Annotated in this window: 17 protein-coding genes; 8 read left to right on the plus strand and 9 right to left on the minus strand. The window is 41.9% G+C overall.

The genetic code is table 11. The annotated features are described in order from the left end of the window. Positions 1-56 precede the first annotated feature (56 nt). The 5 genes from rpmH to ACOCD9_RS05265 all read left to right on the plus strand — a co-directional run bounded on the left by rpmH (position 57) and on the right by ACOCD9_RS05265 (position 2,695). Positions 57-194 (plus strand): 50S ribosomal protein L34, encoded by a 138-nt coding sequence (gene rpmH, locus ACOCD9_RS05245; protein ID WP_002739276.1) that lies wholly within the window; start codon positions 57-59, stop codon positions 192-194. A gap of 26 nt (positions 195-220) precedes the next feature. Continuing rightward, complete coding sequence (gene rnpA / locus ACOCD9_RS05250; protein WP_106909552.1) at positions 221-583, plus strand: ribonuclease P protein component; 363 nt, start codon at positions 221-223, stop codon at positions 581-583. Beyond that, on the plus strand, positions 573-968 hold the full coding sequence (locus ACOCD9_RS05255; RefSeq protein WP_002784373.1) for a PH domain-containing protein: 396 nt from the start codon (positions 573-575) through the stop codon (positions 966-968). Before rnpA ends, ACOCD9_RS05255 begins: the two co-directional genes overlap by 11 nt. A gap of 84 nt (positions 969-1,052) precedes the next feature. Further along, positions 1,053-2,201, plus strand: a complete 1,149-nt coding sequence (gene yidC, locus ACOCD9_RS05260) for a membrane protein insertase YidC (protein ID WP_002739053.1) — start codon at positions 1,053-1,055, stop codon at positions 2,199-2,201. Then, complete coding sequence (locus ACOCD9_RS05265; protein WP_002742607.1) at positions 2,201-2,695, plus strand: protein jag; 495 nt, start codon at positions 2,201-2,203, stop codon at positions 2,693-2,695. The genes yidC and ACOCD9_RS05265 overlap by 1 nt, the downstream gene beginning before the upstream one ends. A 106-nt stretch (positions 2,696-2,801) precedes the next feature. On the opposite strand, the gene ACOCD9_RS05270 is transcribed toward ACOCD9_RS05265, so the two are convergent. The 4 genes from ACOCD9_RS05270 to ACOCD9_RS05285 form a co-directional block, all read right to left on the minus strand. Continuing rightward, the gene (locus tag ACOCD9_RS05270) at positions 2,802-3,200 is read right to left on the minus strand and encodes a hypothetical protein (protein ID WP_002738634.1); all 399 of its coding nucleotides are present in this window, start codon (positions 3,198-3,200) and stop codon (positions 2,802-2,804) included. Positions 3,201-3,505: 305 nt separating this feature from the next. Further along, complete coding sequence (locus ACOCD9_RS05275) at positions 3,506-3,715, minus strand: hypothetical protein (RefSeq protein WP_002752080.1); 210 nt, start codon at positions 3,713-3,715, stop codon at positions 3,506-3,508. An 11-nt stretch (positions 3,716-3,726) separates the two neighbouring features. Then, positions 3,727-5,406: a glycosyltransferase family 39 protein gene (locus ACOCD9_RS05280; protein WP_419546644.1), complete on the minus strand. Its 1,680-nt coding sequence runs from the start codon at positions 5,404-5,406 to the stop codon at positions 3,727-3,729. A gap of 1 nt (position 5,407) precedes the next feature. Further along, positions 5,408-5,983 carry a hypothetical protein gene (locus ACOCD9_RS05285; protein WP_002738922.1) on the minus strand — a complete coding sequence of 192 codons (576 nt, stop codon included), beginning with the start codon at positions 5,981-5,983 and terminating at the stop codon, positions 5,408-5,410. A gap of 236 nt (positions 5,984-6,219) precedes the next feature. Here ACOCD9_RS05285 and ACOCD9_RS05290 point away from each other — a divergent pair, with 236 nt between their 5' ends. Continuing rightward, positions 6,220-6,414 carry a hypothetical protein gene (locus tag ACOCD9_RS05290; RefSeq protein ID WP_002738625.1) on the plus strand — a complete coding sequence of 65 codons (195 nt, stop codon included), beginning with the start codon at positions 6,220-6,222 and terminating at the stop codon, positions 6,412-6,414. A gap of 289 nt (positions 6,415-6,703) precedes the next feature. On the opposite strand, the gene ACOCD9_RS05295 is transcribed toward ACOCD9_RS05290, so the two are convergent. Beyond that, positions 6,704-8,233 (minus strand): pyruvate kinase, encoded by a 1,530-nt coding sequence (locus ACOCD9_RS05295; RefSeq protein ID WP_287700230.1) that lies wholly within the window; start codon positions 8,231-8,233, stop codon positions 6,704-6,706. A gap of 473 nt (positions 8,234-8,706) precedes the next feature. Here ACOCD9_RS05295 and gatB point away from each other — a divergent pair, with 473 nt between their 5' ends. Together gatB and ACOCD9_RS05305 are read left to right on the plus strand one after the other, a co-directional pair. Beyond that, the gene (gene gatB / locus ACOCD9_RS05300; protein WP_419546647.1) at positions 8,707-10,179 is read left to right on the plus strand and encodes an Asp-tRNA(Asn)/Glu-tRNA(Gln) amidotransferase subunit GatB; all 1,473 of its coding nucleotides are present in this window, start codon (positions 8,707-8,709) and stop codon (positions 10,177-10,179) included. 320 nt (positions 10,180-10,499) lie between these two features. After that, positions 10,500-11,150: a ParA family protein gene (locus tag ACOCD9_RS05305; protein WP_002745320.1), complete on the plus strand. Its 651-nt coding sequence runs from the start codon at positions 10,500-10,502 to the stop codon at positions 11,148-11,150. 17 nt (positions 11,151-11,167) lie between these two features. Here ACOCD9_RS05305 and ACOCD9_RS05310 read toward each other — a convergent pair whose 3' ends face one another. The 4 genes from ACOCD9_RS05310 to ACOCD9_RS05325 form a co-directional block, all read right to left on the minus strand. Beyond that, positions 11,168-11,620, minus strand: coding sequence for a hypothetical protein (locus ACOCD9_RS05310; RefSeq protein ID WP_287700232.1), 453 nt, complete (start codon positions 11,618-11,620; stop codon positions 11,168-11,170). Between the two features lie 48 nt (positions 11,621-11,668). Further along, the gene (locus tag ACOCD9_RS05315) at positions 11,669-12,451 is read right to left on the minus strand and encodes a pentapeptide repeat-containing protein (protein WP_194017704.1); all 783 of its coding nucleotides are present in this window, start codon (positions 12,449-12,451) and stop codon (positions 11,669-11,671) included. Between the two features lie 701 nt (positions 12,452-13,152). Continuing rightward, positions 13,153-13,815, minus strand: coding sequence for a Na(+)/H(+) antiporter subunit B (locus ACOCD9_RS05320; protein WP_287700233.1), 663 nt, complete (start codon positions 13,813-13,815; stop codon positions 13,153-13,155). Next, complete coding sequence (locus tag ACOCD9_RS05325) at positions 13,815-14,357, minus strand: DUF4040 domain-containing protein (RefSeq protein WP_002783132.1); 543 nt, start codon at positions 14,355-14,357, stop codon at positions 13,815-13,817. Before ACOCD9_RS05325 ends, ACOCD9_RS05320 begins: the two co-directional genes overlap by 1 nt. Positions 14,358-14,362: the final 5 nt, after the last annotated feature.

The raw sequence follows: 14,362 nt of genomic DNA on the forward strand, positions 1-14,362 counted from the left end.
AAAAATTGTGTCTTTATATCTATAGAGTAACTCTATCTTAAGGAGAAAAATCACCAGTGAGTAAACGTACTTTAGAAGGAACCACGCGCAAACAGAAGCGCACTTCCGGATTTAGAGCGAGAATGCGTAGCGTCAACGGACGTAAAGTAATTAAAGCTCGTCGGAAAAGAGGGCGCTATCGTTTAAGTGTTTAGGTTATTCTGGGAACCGACTAATTTTCGTGGGACTACCCCAAGTTCATCGCTTAAAACATCGACAGGATTTTCAAGCTGTCTATGGAAAAGGGAGGCGTTATCACGGTTCCCACTTAACCTTAATTAGTTTAGAGGATTCTTGCCCAGATGCCCCCGGCCCCAGTCGTTTTGGTATCTCGATTAGCAAGAAAGTTAGTAAAAAAGCGGTGGTTCGTAATCGACTAAAAAGGCAAATACGAGCGGTAATTCGGCAGTTATTGCCAGAAATAGCGGCAGGATGGCGAGGGATAATCATTATCCGTCCAGGGGCGATCGAGTGCAATTATGAACATTTTTTGCGAGAATTAAAGCAGTTGTTAGTGAAGGCGAATATAATTCATGGGCATTAAAGAAGAAACTTTTTATGAAGGCGGTCCGCACATCGGCGACCTAATCATCAATATCCTGCTAGGATTTACGGTGATTTGTTTGCCTTTAACCGTTGGGGCAGTGGTACGGGCAATCTGGTTAAGATATAAGATAACCGATCGGCGGATTTCGATCACCGGGGGTTGGATGGGACGCGATCGCACGGATATTATCTATTCAGAAGTGGCAAAAGTGGCAAAAATGCCGAGAGGAATTGGTGTTTGGGGGGATATTGTCGTAACTCTCAAGGATAGAAGTCGTTTAGAAATGCGCGCGATGCCGAAATTCCGGGAAATTCATGACTATATTGCCGAAAGAGTCGCCGATAAAACCGGTCGTCCCCTAGAATCGATCATCAGTCAATAAAACAAAATAATCGATCGCCGCGATTCGATAAATTAGATTTGTCAAAGTGAACCCCCATTAAACGAGAAGGCATAGATTAAACCCATGGATTTTGGAGTCGGATTTATTTCCACAAATATCATGTTGCCAATCCTAGATTTTTTCTTTCGGATTGTGCATAGTTACGGTTTCGCCATCATTGCTTTAACGCTAGTGGTGAGATTTGCCGTCTTTCCCCTCAGTGCCGGCCAGATTCGCAATATGAGAAAAATGCGAATCACTCAACCCTTGATGAAGGAAAGACAGGCAGAAATTCAACAACGCTACAAAAATGACCCGCAAAAACAACAGGAGGAAATGGGCAAATTAATGCAGGAGTTGGGCAATCCCCTAGCCGGTTGTTTACCCCTGTTATTACAAATGCCGATTCTTTTGGCTTTATTTGCGACGCTGCGGGGTTCCCCTTTCTCGGATATTAACTATACCGTCGATTTACAAGTGCTGCCAAGCGAACAAATCGCCCTCGTCCAGCGCCAACCCTATGGCACCAAACCCCAAAACGTCTATATTGACGAGTCTCTCCACTATCCCATCACCGCTTTTTTACCCCAAGGCAATAAAATCGCCCCGGGAGAACAGGTAAAAATCGACCTGCAAAACGACCAGGGCAAGTCTTTAAGCCAATTAGCCACGGAAGCACCCGAAAATAACCTAAAACCCACCTACGAGGTGGTTAAAGGTCAAGAACTGGTGCAAGTTAATGAAGACGGTTCCATCGTCGCTTTAGCCCCCGGAGATGCCAGTATTAAAGTTATCGTGCCGGGGATTGCCGCTAATACGGGTTTTCTCTTTATTGAGGCCCTGGGAAGAATTGGGGCAACCGGTGCGAATGGTGAAATTCACTGGGATATCTTGGCGATGGTGATCGCTTTCGGCATTAGTATCTATGTTAACCAAGAGTTATCCGGCGCCGGTGCGCCTTCGGGGGGAGCAGCCCAACAACAGCAAACGGTGAATAAAATCACCCCGATAATTTTTAGTATGATGTTCCTGTTTTTCCCCTTACCGGCGGGGGTATTGATGTATATCTTAACTGCGAACATCTTCCAAACTATTCAAACGGTGATTTTGATGCGGGAACCGTTACCGGAAAACCTGCAAAAATTGGTAGCGGAACAGGAAAAAACGGAAAAATCCCGCGATGCTCTCCCCTTTGAAAAACGTTCTAGCAAGAAAAAGGAAAAAACATCGTAATGAGTATATGGGAGCAAAATAGCGAGAAAGCTAAACAATGGCTGGAAAAACTGCTAAAGTTGATGGCCATGCCCGCAGATGTCCAGATTGGTGTGCAGGAATTGGGAACTGGACCTTCCTCCTGTTGGTTGATTATTGATAGCAGTCAATTGAGTCCCCAACAAGTGGAACTCCTCCTCGCTAACAAGGGTGAGGGACTAGATGCGATTCAATCCCTAGCTAATACGATTCTAAATATTGGTGTCGAGTCAGCAGAACATCAGTTCTATATTGTCGAAATCAACGGCTATCGTCAACAAAGACAGTCAGAACTCTTCGACTGGGTGAATCAAGCGGCGACGCAAGTGCGGCAAACAGGGCAGGAAATAGAATTAAAAGCCCTATCTTCGGCGGAACGTCGCCAAATTCATGCCTTTTTTCAGGAAGAAAACGATTTAACCACGGAAAGTCGCGGCGTGGAACCCGATCGCAGATTAGTGATTCGTTTAAAGTAGGATCAAAGGGTGGGGTAAAACCTGCCCTCTTTTTTATTTTAGGCTTTAGCCTTCTTGCTCACTCTAAAATTGAGTTGAGAATTACCACAGCCAGGGAGATATAAAATTAGAAAATCCGACCACCTCGACGGTTGGGGGCTAAACCACGATTACTGGGTGTAAAGCAGTAGGCATCGCGATTGATTCGTCGAATATTCTCTTGTAAAAATCGATCACAATTGCCCTCTGGAACGATAATTGTTTGATAGAGCGATTTTCCCGATAGATTACTATAGTAAGGAATCCAAAGAATACCCAGATTTTGAAATCCATATTTGAAGTGTAGTTCTTCCCCGCGTTTCTTTGCTTCGTATTCGGTCTTCCAAGCTGACTCGGCAATTACTCGCAGACCTTCAAAATCGGCACTGTGCCAGTCAAGACGTGGAGCAGCGAAAACCTCACCGAAAAATGTACTCGAAAATGCCATGCACATCATCAATAAAGTGATTTCTTGTCTGATATTCATGAAAAATTGATAACTGAAATATTTTTTATTTTAACCTCAGTTCAAGATAAGCCGAAACCCTAATTTTACCTTAGCCAGTCAGTCCTATTCTTTCCTGAAAGTCATGGTAAAATCTGCCTAACCCGAACTGACGTTATTTTAGCCAGATATCTCCTTTCTCTTCTGTCTTTTCGCCTGTTTTTGCTCTCAAAGCTCTGGCAGCCAAAATTTTGTCATCGATTGACGTTGTTAATAGTGGGATTAACTCCCTATTCAACTTTAAAAACACCCCACACCCACGCAAAACTTTTTGCCGCAAACCCTAGTTAATAACTTAACTTCAGAGCATTTACTGGTACATCATCCCAGGATTCTACGGTTCTTAAAACTGCCACCCATCCCGCTTGTTTTTGTTCGTCCGTAAGATTGGTTAACCAACTTTGATGACAATCTTTTGCTGCTTGTTCATCTTGACAGGCAATACAAGCTTGTACTAAACCGCAGGGGTCAATCTGTTCATTTACCCAAATAATCATAGTTAATAGCCCTACTTAACTTTACTATTATAATCCATTGATCGCCCACAGAGAAACTTTTGATATTCATAACCTGTTACATAATTGGAGGATAACTCTGAAGGTTGACAGTCCGATAAATCTATTGAAGAATGGAAATTAATTAACCATAATTCAAAAGGAAGAGAAGATGACAGATTAAAATTTGGCTTTTGTTCTGGGTTAACTAAGATAAACTTAGGGTTTTTATCGGGAAATCTTTGGTTAAATTCCCAAGCAATTCCCATCATTTCTCCCACCTGCACCAAACTCCTATAGCTAGTGGCAATTACTAACGGATAACGGCTATTATTTTCGATGGTGGTAACTAATTTATCTGGGCGATAATACTTACGATAGCCTAAATTAAAAGTCACACTTAGGGAACTAACTAAAGCCATGATAATGACAATAATTACTATTCTTTTCTGCTTCCTTTGCCAACAATTATCTAATAAAATTGCCAGAATTAAAATTACCGAGGGAAAGTAAACAAAACTATATCTAGCTCCCCGGGTAATATCGATCGAAAGCAGATAAGTGATGACAAAGAAAATAGCAATTGAACTGAGAAAAAATGCCGAGAGAATGCCTAATTCTGGTTTATAGGAGTCTAGCCACGCTGTTTTTAATTGTGGGATAATCCAGAGAAAAAACCCGATCATTATTGCCCCAGAAATCAAAATAATTATTAAAGATTCTGATTCAACGGGGAGCAGGGAAAGCATAGTAATTAATGTTCCCAGCAATTGAAAAAAGGGGCTAATTACGGACAAAAAACTATCATTGTCTCTCTGAATCCAACCAGTCATCTGATTGCCATAATCTTTGGGGACAAACGTGATAAACCAAATAATAATAAAGCTCAAGTTACCTAAAAAAACTAAACTTAAACGCCACCAATTAGTTATCCAAAAGTTTTTTTGTTTGAATTGATTGGATAAAATCAATAATAAAGTTATCGCTTCCGCGAGGATAGTTAAACTAAAAAAATAGTGAACTAATAACCCGAGACAGTTGACAATTAACCAGAAAAAAACCAAAGTATGGGATATTCTCTTATGGTCGATAATTTTGCTGCTTGCCTTAAGAAAACAGCCTAAAGATATGAGGACAAATACAACCGCTAAAGTATAATGACGCGCTTCTTGGGAGATAAAAACCCCATAGGGAGAAACCGCCATTAAAATCGCCGCCAGAAAAGCGATCGAGCCTGATTTAAAGACCAATTTACTGATAAAATAAATTAGAGGAATCGAAATAACTCCCCAAAAAACTGCCAGCGATCGCATTCCTTCTAAAGATACATATTCTCCCCGATCAAAGAATAATTTATTCCAGAGATAGGCGAAAATAAAATATAAAGGTGGATGATTGTCCTCCTGAATAACTAATTTAATTACATCGGCAATAGTTGCCTGATGGTTGCTCTGGAGAGGTGCTAATAAAGTGTCTAGGGAAATTATTTGATTTAACGGCACTATCTGGTAATTATTGCCAATACTAAAAACCATAGTGGCAAATTCATCCGTCCAGGGAGGTTTGCTCGTTAATTGTATTAACCTAATAACCAGTCCCAAAATTATTACTAATCCTAACCAGCAAAAATCAGACCAAGCTAACCGCTCCTTGCCTTTTTGTTGTAGATTAGAAATGACTGTAGATAAATTCAATTTAATTGTTATCTCCAAAAGATTCGATTATTTTAACCGCTTCCGATGGGGAAATATCTTGACGGCAATTAGGATAATCATACTCCTCCCGGGCAATTAATGCCCCACTGAGACGATAAAAATATTCTCCCATTTTCATCCAATCGGAATACAAATCGGGTTCGGGAAATTGTTGCCTTAATTCCGAGTCTTTGGGTGTACCATAATTAAGCCAGTATCCTTCTCCAAATAGTGGGGAATTGAGCGCTAGGGTTCCCTCTAATTCTAAACCATCATCGCCCCTGGCGTTTTCGATTCCTTCCACCAAAAAACAGCTATTCTCGGCATTTTCAAAGAGGACTGCGTATCCTTTCCCCTCTTCTGCGAGGATTTTAATCTCGCTGGCCCGAAATCCGGGGGGGATATAGTTAGGTAAAATAATCTTAGCATCTAGCGATCGCAGTTGTTGCCGTTGACTGGCGCTCAAAGTTACCGTTTCTGCTCTCAAATATTGCCCATTGTCAATAATAACAATAGATAATCCTAAAACTAAAGGCCAGAAAAATTTTATGGTCATAATCGCTGTTTCTAGGGTCATATTCTGGAGAATATGTCAGTTTTTAGGCAATTTACTGATTATTTAACCAGATTAATGACGAATATTGCCCTTTTCCTGTTCCCGATTCCCTATTTACCGATTCTAATCGACAAAAAATCATAGCTTGTCTGTGGATTCCACTTTTTTCCACTTCTGTCACCCGGAATTATGGGACTGACATCACCCCAAACCCTCTCGTATTCTAAGGTTATCGACAGGAAAGAGAGGTAACAACCATGTTAGTCAGCCACCAAAATCCAACTTTTGTCCGTAACTACTTAATCGCAGTTATCTCCGTGGTGATGATGGGTGTGGGAGTTGCCGATCTCGTCAATAATCCCTCCCGAATCGCTCAACAAAACCGTCTTGATGGTTATGGTCGCTATGTTAGCGCTGGTTTGGTTAGTGGTGCGGTCAATAATATGCGTTAATTTGCCTCTGATTCTCAATCCTGTTGAAAAGGTGTGGGGGAGTGGGAAGTTTTTTCAGTGATCAGTAAACAGTGATCAGTAAACAGTGAACTAATAACTCAAATCTGAAAACTAATAACTGATAATTGATAACTGAAAACTGATAAGTAGCTGGTTATAATTAAATTAAAAATAGATTTTAGGTTCGATCCCCCCTTAATCCCCCCTTAATAAGGGGGGCATCTGATAATTTTTAACGCCTACCTACTCAACTGATAACTGATAACTGATAACTGATAACTGAAACTGCCTAAACCCAAGAATGGAGAGCGCGTAATTGGGGCGTTTTTTTAGCTTGGTGGCTCTGCATTCTTTGTAAAACATCATCGAGAATTGCCACCGCTTCTCGGATATATTCCCCCTTATTCAGCATGACACATTCGGCCCTTTCGGCCATAGCGGCATCGGTAATCTCGGCCCGGGAGGGAATACTTTTCTTGACCAGATTTTCTAGGACTTGGGTAGCCCAAATTACCGGAATATGGGCCGCTTCGCATAACCAGAGAATTTCCTCTTGAATTTCTGCGAGTCTTTGATAGCCAATTTCTACGGCCAAATCACCCCGGGCAATCATCACCCCAAAAGGTTGTTTACCGGCGGCATGAATGATTAATTCCGGTAGATTTTTTACGGCTAAAGGTGTTTCTATTTTGGCCACGATTGCTTTTTGTCGCCAAGCATCCCCCAAACGACTTTGTAACTCTAGCTGTAGTGTCTCGATATCGCTGGCTTTTTGTACAAAAGAGTAACCGATAATATCGGCATTTTCGGCAATAAAATCTAAATCTTGCCGGTCTTTTGCGGTCAAAGGATCGATATTTAAGACGGTATCGGGGAAATTTAGGCCCTTATCTGCTTTCAGTTTTTCCCCTTTCTCTCTGGCGTGGGTAATTTTTAGTAAAAGACCTTCCGGCATTATGGCAATAACTTCAGCCCCGATATGACCATCATCAATCCAAACTTTCGCCCCGACGGGAATTTGGGGAATAATTTCCGGTTGGGAACAATTAGCCTGAAAATACTGAGGATGGGCAGTATGGGGCGGTTGGGTGGTTAAGAGGAGAAAATCCCCTTGATATAGTCTGGTTTGGGACTGGGGGGCTAAAATCTCTTCTAAACGGATTTTTGGCCCAGCTAAGTCCATATAAACTTTACAGGTATGTCCATTGATTAAATTTTCGGGATTTTTGACCGCCTCGCGCAGATTTTCGATCATTCCCTGCCACTCTTTCGGGCCATCATGGGCGCAATTAATGCGAATACAGTCCATCCCGCAACGCAGTAATTGAGCGATAAAATCGGGGTCAGTTGCCGCCTCCGTCGGCATTGTCACCATAATTCGCACCCGACGCCGGGGGGAAGGCAGACCGAAAACTTCGGCGCTATGGGAGGCTAAAAGTTGATCGCCTTGAAAAAATGCCTCTAAAGGCGGATGTTTTGGCAATAATGAGGCTTCTTGATGACAAACCGCCCCTAAAGTGGCAATTACGGCATCGAGGGTCGGTAAAACTTTCGATTCAATCCGACCTAGGGAAGATAATCCCCAGGGCATTAAAGCTAATTGTAAATCCCGGATATCTTCTTGTCTCAGGGCGAGATAATAGGCTAAATTACGGGTGCTAGGTTGAAAATTCTCCTTTTCAATCAGGTTTTTCCACTGCTGCAATTTCTCCTCTCCTTCTACTGTCACAAAATGCCGTAACTTTTGCAGATGATGGAGGAGAGTTTGAGGGTAGGATAATTGTTCTCGTTTGAGTTGTTCTGAGAGAGTTAAAGACATAAAATTGAGTAAAAAGTAAAAATCGTCAATTACTCGCCTAGAAAATGATCACTTTCGCCGCTTATATTGCTTTTGGGCGGTTATGGGGTCAGTTCTTAGGTATAATCTCTCTGTTTCTATACTAAGCAAATATCTCGTCTCTAGAAGTTAATTTTTGCTACGATTTATGTCGGTTATCTTCATGGTGAGTTGGGAAGTTTTCGTTTTCGGGAGTCGGTGGTCGGTGGTCGATACTAGAAAGGCTAGGTTTATCGGTGAAAAATTATCGATAAGCTTCTTTAATCTTATGCCTTTGATCAAATTAAAAATAATGGCGGACATTGGTTGAATAAATTATCTTTTTTGGGCTATATTAAAGGTGACTAAAGTGATTAGTAACTACATTATTAAGTTTTATGAAGGGAGGGAATGCTCCAGAATCGCGACTATAATGATTAAACAGATCATTCCTGTGTCGGCGAGAGCGAGAAAATATGTCTGCCACTGAATACGAAGCAATTATCGGTTTAGAAACCCACTGTCAACTGAACACCAGAAGCAAGATATTTTGTTCCTGTCCCACCAACTTCGATAGTCCCCCCAATACTAACGTCTGTCCCATCTGTTTGGGTTATCCGGGGGTATTACCCGTCCTTAACCAAGAAGTCCTGGCCAGTGCCGTTAAACTGGGATTAGCTATCGATGGTAAAATTACACCTCATAGCAAATTTGATCGCAAACAGTATTTTTATCCCGACCTGCCGAAAAATTATCAAATTTCCCAGTATGATCTCCCTATTGTCGAACAGGGTCAACTAGAAATCGAGATCGTCGATAAAAAAACTAAGGAAGTTAGCCGCAAAATTATCGGCATTACCCGTCTGCACATGGAAGAAGACGCGGGAAAACTGGTTCATGCTGGCAGCGAACGTCTCTCCGGTTCCACCCATTCCCTCGTGGATTTTAATCGTACAGGTGTACCATTATTGGAGATAGTCTCGGAACCGGATTTACGCACTGGGGCCGAAGCGGCGGAATATGCCCAAGAATTAAGGCGTTTAGTGCGTTATCTAGGCATCAGTGACGGTAATATGCAGGAAGGTTCCCTGCGCTGCGATGTCAATATTTCCGTTCGCAAAAAAGGCACTGAAAAGTTCGGGACTAAGGTAGAAATTAAAAATATGAACTCCTTTAGTGCTATCCAAAAAGCCATAGAATACGAGATCGATCGACAAATTGAAGCGATCAAAAATGGGGAATTGATCGTACAGGAAACCCGTCTTTGGGAAGAAGCTACTCAACGGACGATTAGTATGCGGAAAAAAGAAGGTTCTAGCGATTATCGCTATTTTCCCGAACCGGATTTACCCCCCCTAGAAGTCTCCCCCGAACAGTTAAAAGCTTGGGCGGAAGAATTACCGGAATTACCCGCTCGTAAACGTCGTCGTTATGAAGAAGAATTTGGTCTTTCCGCCTACGATGCCAGGGTTTTAACCGATGATCGCACCGTGGCCGAATATTTTGAAACTGCCGTAATTGCGGGGGCAAATGCGAAATTAGTTGCTAACTGGATCAGTCAAGATATCGCCGCTTATTTGAATAATAATAAGCTGACGATCACAGAAATCGCCCTGCAAGCGTCAGACTTAGCTGAATTAGTTAAACTGATTGAAACCGGAACAATTAGTGGCAAAATTGCTAAGGAAATTTTACCCGAACTTCTCACCCAGGGCGGTTCACCCAAAGCGCTGGTGGAAAAGAAAGGATTAATACAAATTTCTGACAGTTCTGCGATCGAAAAACTGATCGAGGACATTATCGCCGCCCATCCAAGTGAGTTAGAAAAATTCCGTGCTGGTAAAACCAATCTTAAGGGATTTTTTGTCGGTCAAGTCATGAAAAAAAGCGGCGGTAAAGCCGATCCTAAATTAACTAGCCAAATCTTAGATCAAAAACTTTCTGGTTAGTTATATTCAGTGATCAGTAAACAGTAATCAGTAATCAGTGGGGAGCTTTTTTTCAGTGTTGCCAAAGGCACGGCGTAGCCGTCCAGTAAACAGTAATCAGTGAACTTAAAACTCAAATCTGATAACTGGTAACTGATAACTGATAACTGATAAGTAGCTGGTTATAATTAAATTGAAGATAGATTTTAGGTTCGATCCCCCCTGCCCCCCTTGATAAGGGGGGTGCCGGTAGGCGGGGGGATCCCCCCTTAATAAGAGGGGCATCTGATAACTTTTAACGCCTACTTACTTAACTGATAACTAATAACTGATAACTGAAAATGACCTCGCAATTAAAGCCTAATAGCCCAAAAATTCTCGCTGTTGTCAACGGTAAAGGTGGTGTGGGTAAAACCACCACTGCGGTTAATTTAGCGGCAATTTGGGGACAGAATCAGCGTGTTTTGCTGGTGGATGCGGATCCGCAGGGTTCCTCCACTTGGTGGGTAGAAAGAAATCAAGCGGGTATGGTATTTGATTTAGCCAAGCAAATTAATACAGAGAAATTAGGAGAATTGCGTCAAATTATCGAGTATGATCTGATCGTGATTGACACACCACCAGCTTTGCGTTCCGAATTACTTACGGCAGTAATAGCAGAATCAGATTATTTAATTTTACCGACTCCTCCCGCACCGATGGATTTAATGGCTTTAATTGACACGGTACGCACGGCAGTTAAACCCCTAGGAATTGCCTATCGGGTTTTGTTAACAAAAGTGGATTCTCGTAGTCTTAAGGAAACTTTGGAAGCACAAAATACTTTATTAGAATTAGGTATTCCCGCCTGTCATGCTTTTGTCAGAAATTATAAGGCTCACGAAAAAGCCGTTTTAGACGGGGTAGCTATTACCAATTGGCGCGGTAAAAACGCCCAAGAAGCCAGCGCCGATTATCGTCGTGTAGCCGAAGAATTAGAACGGGATTGGTAGATTTATGGACAGGTTTTCTAAGGACAATATTTTTGCAGTAAAGAAATCACTAAATCTAGACCATCGGGCTGAACTTGAACAGTATAGGCTTCCGCTTCAATTTGTCGGCTAAAACCCTCATAATTCATAAAAAATCTTCTGGTCATTGCTGGGGGTTCTATGCCTAAATTAAGCGCTTTAACTGTTTTGCCTCCATGACAAAGTTGAGCGGCATGGACAGCTTCATGAATTAATGTTGGTCGGGCAATACCTAAGTCAAAAACTAGGGGATGAATCCAAATAATTCTAGTTTTACTATCAAATAAACCATAGGCTCCTCGCACTGGTGGCGGGGCAAGTTTGACGATAAAATTGTGTTTTTCTAGAGCTTTTTGCAGACGTAAAAAATCAGGATTCGCCGCTGATAAATTCTCTTCTGCAGCTAATTGCATTCCTAGGAAAACAGCAGCGATTGTGTAATAAATGCCCATCCGGTGATAGTTCCTATTAAAGAAAAATCAAAATTAGCAAGAGGTTATTCATTGATGAATCGAACCATCGGGGAGAATTGTTCCTGTTAAAATTGCTCCAGTTAATTTCACCATAATACGCTTACCAAAGCCAATTTTTGCCCCGCGTAAATCCGCCGCCGACAGATCCGCCCCGCTTAAATCTGCCCCGATGAGATTGGCTTCCTGTAAATTTGCGCCTTTAAGGTTAGCTTCGAGGAGATTGGCGCGAAAAAGATTAGCTTTGTACAGATTAGCCTTTTCTAGGTTAACTTTGTGCAGGAAGCTATCGCTTAAGTCGGCATGGCTTAAATCTGCCCCGATGAGACTGCGACTAGAGAAATCTTTTTCCTTCAGGTTGGCTCCCTGTAAATCGGCTCCGTTTAAATCCCGATAGTGAGGGCGCCAGGCGGCATGATTGTGGACCTGATGGTTATTCTGGGAGTGGCTGTGTTGACTGTGGGTTTGTTGACTGTGGGTTTGTTGACTATGGGTTTGGGAATTTTGGCTGGGTTGGCTAGGGTGAGGCTGATAGGGGGACGCAGTTTTATAGGCGTGGGCGGGCTGTTTTTCAGTTTTAGGGGGGGAATTGGAGCGTTTAGGAGAATTTTGATGAATTTGCCGCAATTGTTCCCTAGCGTGGTTAATTTCTTGCAGTTTAGCGGTGGCTTTTTCCAAAAGACGCTGATTATCTTTGGGAATGCGATCGGGATGCCAAATAAACACCAAATCTTTGTAGGCTTGATTGATCTCATCGAGAGATGCCCCATGATCTAACCCTAAAACTTTATAGTATCGCTCCAATTCTTTCATTATCGAAGTCCTAATACAAGGATAAAAGCATTAATGGCTACAATTTCTCTGAGTCTTGTCGGATTTTCTAGGAGAGGATTTCTTTCAGGATAATTTGACTCTGGGAGAGTTGCCATAAAATTTGAGAAAATGTCTGGTAATTAAGAAAATCTCGTTTTTCTATCCTGTTTTGATGCGTAACTGTATAGCATATAACAGCAAAATTAGCAAATTATTGATACAAAACTTAATTTATGCTATTGGGGGTTAGGGAGAGGGAAGTGGGGAAGTGGGGGAGTGGGGAGAGAGAATTATTAATTATGAATTATGAAGTGGGGAAGCGGGCAGGGTGAGAGCATCTCAAACGCTATTGACAATTGGCCAATTTTGTGATCCGCTTACTGCGTAGGCATTTCAAATGATACCAGTCAATTAGAATAGTTAGGAAATCGACCCATTTGGTCTATTTTTGCTTAACAATTGAGATGGTAAATTCGACTCAAATATGCTTGAATCGTCCTCTGGGTAAGCAACTCACATAAAGTTCATTTTGTCAAGGATTGTTAAGATGCGCTTACCCTGCCCGTTGATAGTATCAATCTTATACTAAATCCGTTGAGTACAGGCTACTTATCAGGAGAGGCACTCATGCAAAACGGAAAATAAATAATCACTTTTTAATAACTGGATTTAGTATTAATTGAAATGACCATATTAACCTCTCACAATAAACCGCGATAGCGGATAAAAACGAGGATTACTGCCCAGGAACCTAAAGCTACTTTAACGGCGACTAAAATGTTTAGTATCGGCAAAATACCGCCACTAAATAGCGCACCTAATTCCCCGTGGGGTAACTCAAATCCTGAGAGAGTAATGGCGGCTAAAACAATAAAAACTAAGACGGAAATTTTCTCCCATGTTGCCGCTTGCCAACGGCGATAAATTGCTTGCATCCATTCGGGAGACGAGGTAATGGCTATTAAACCAATTGCCGTACCTCCAGCGACTCCGGCGGCAAAACCTCCCCCCGGACTTAAATGTCCGCGGATAGCTAATTCAATGCCCACTAAAGCGGCAATTGTTGCCCCTAAACGGGCTAAAATAATTGAAGGTTGGTCGGTAAATTGATGGATTTTACTGGCGGGTTTTTCTGTGGCTAAAAGAAAATTCGCCCCCATAATGGCAATGGTAAAAACAATCACTTCATAGATGGTATCGTAGAGACGATTACGAAAAATAACCACCGAAACCGCATTAGGAACACCGCCGTCGCGCACCAGGGATTCAACAATGTCTAGGGATAATATAGAGGAAGCAGTATTGGGAATAATTACCATTTTGACAGCGAAGGCAATGGCGGCTAGAGTGTAAATCCATTTCATTAGTGTTTCTCCTCTAATTTTGGGGTTTCAATACAAGTTAAAATCGTGTTGGCTGCCGTTAATTCATTTTTAAAAATATCGTAGAGATAGGGTAATCTAATTGTGGTTTCGTAGGGGATGGTTTCTGGATTGTCTTGACGGATACAGACGGCATGAATATCTTTATCCCTAAGTGCCTGTTGCAAAGCTTGTTTATCACTGTAGGCAACTAATTCTAAACGCATAAAACGCTTACTTAAAACCGTTTGTAGTTGAGTTTTTAACTGTTCTAAAACTGTATCGGTTTCCTCGGCAATTACTCCTAAACGCATCACTAAAGAAGAACGAATCGCCACCGCGTAGAGAGTTACGGCTAACATGGTTCCCATCAAAGCCTCGGTTAAAGATACATCTGCCGCCCCTAATAAAGCATAAACTAAGGCTGCTATTGCCCCTAAAACCCCGCGAATTACTAAAGCTTGATAGGGATTAGATTGTAACATCACCATCGCCGCAGTTAAAGGCAAGAGGGCAACAATAACATAGAGATAACTTTCATTCATCTTTA

The organism is Microcystis sp., from assembly GCF_048564745.1.
Classification (GTDB): domain Bacteria; phylum Cyanobacteriota; class Cyanobacteriia; order Cyanobacteriales; family Microcystaceae; genus Microcystis; species Microcystis ichthyoblabe_A.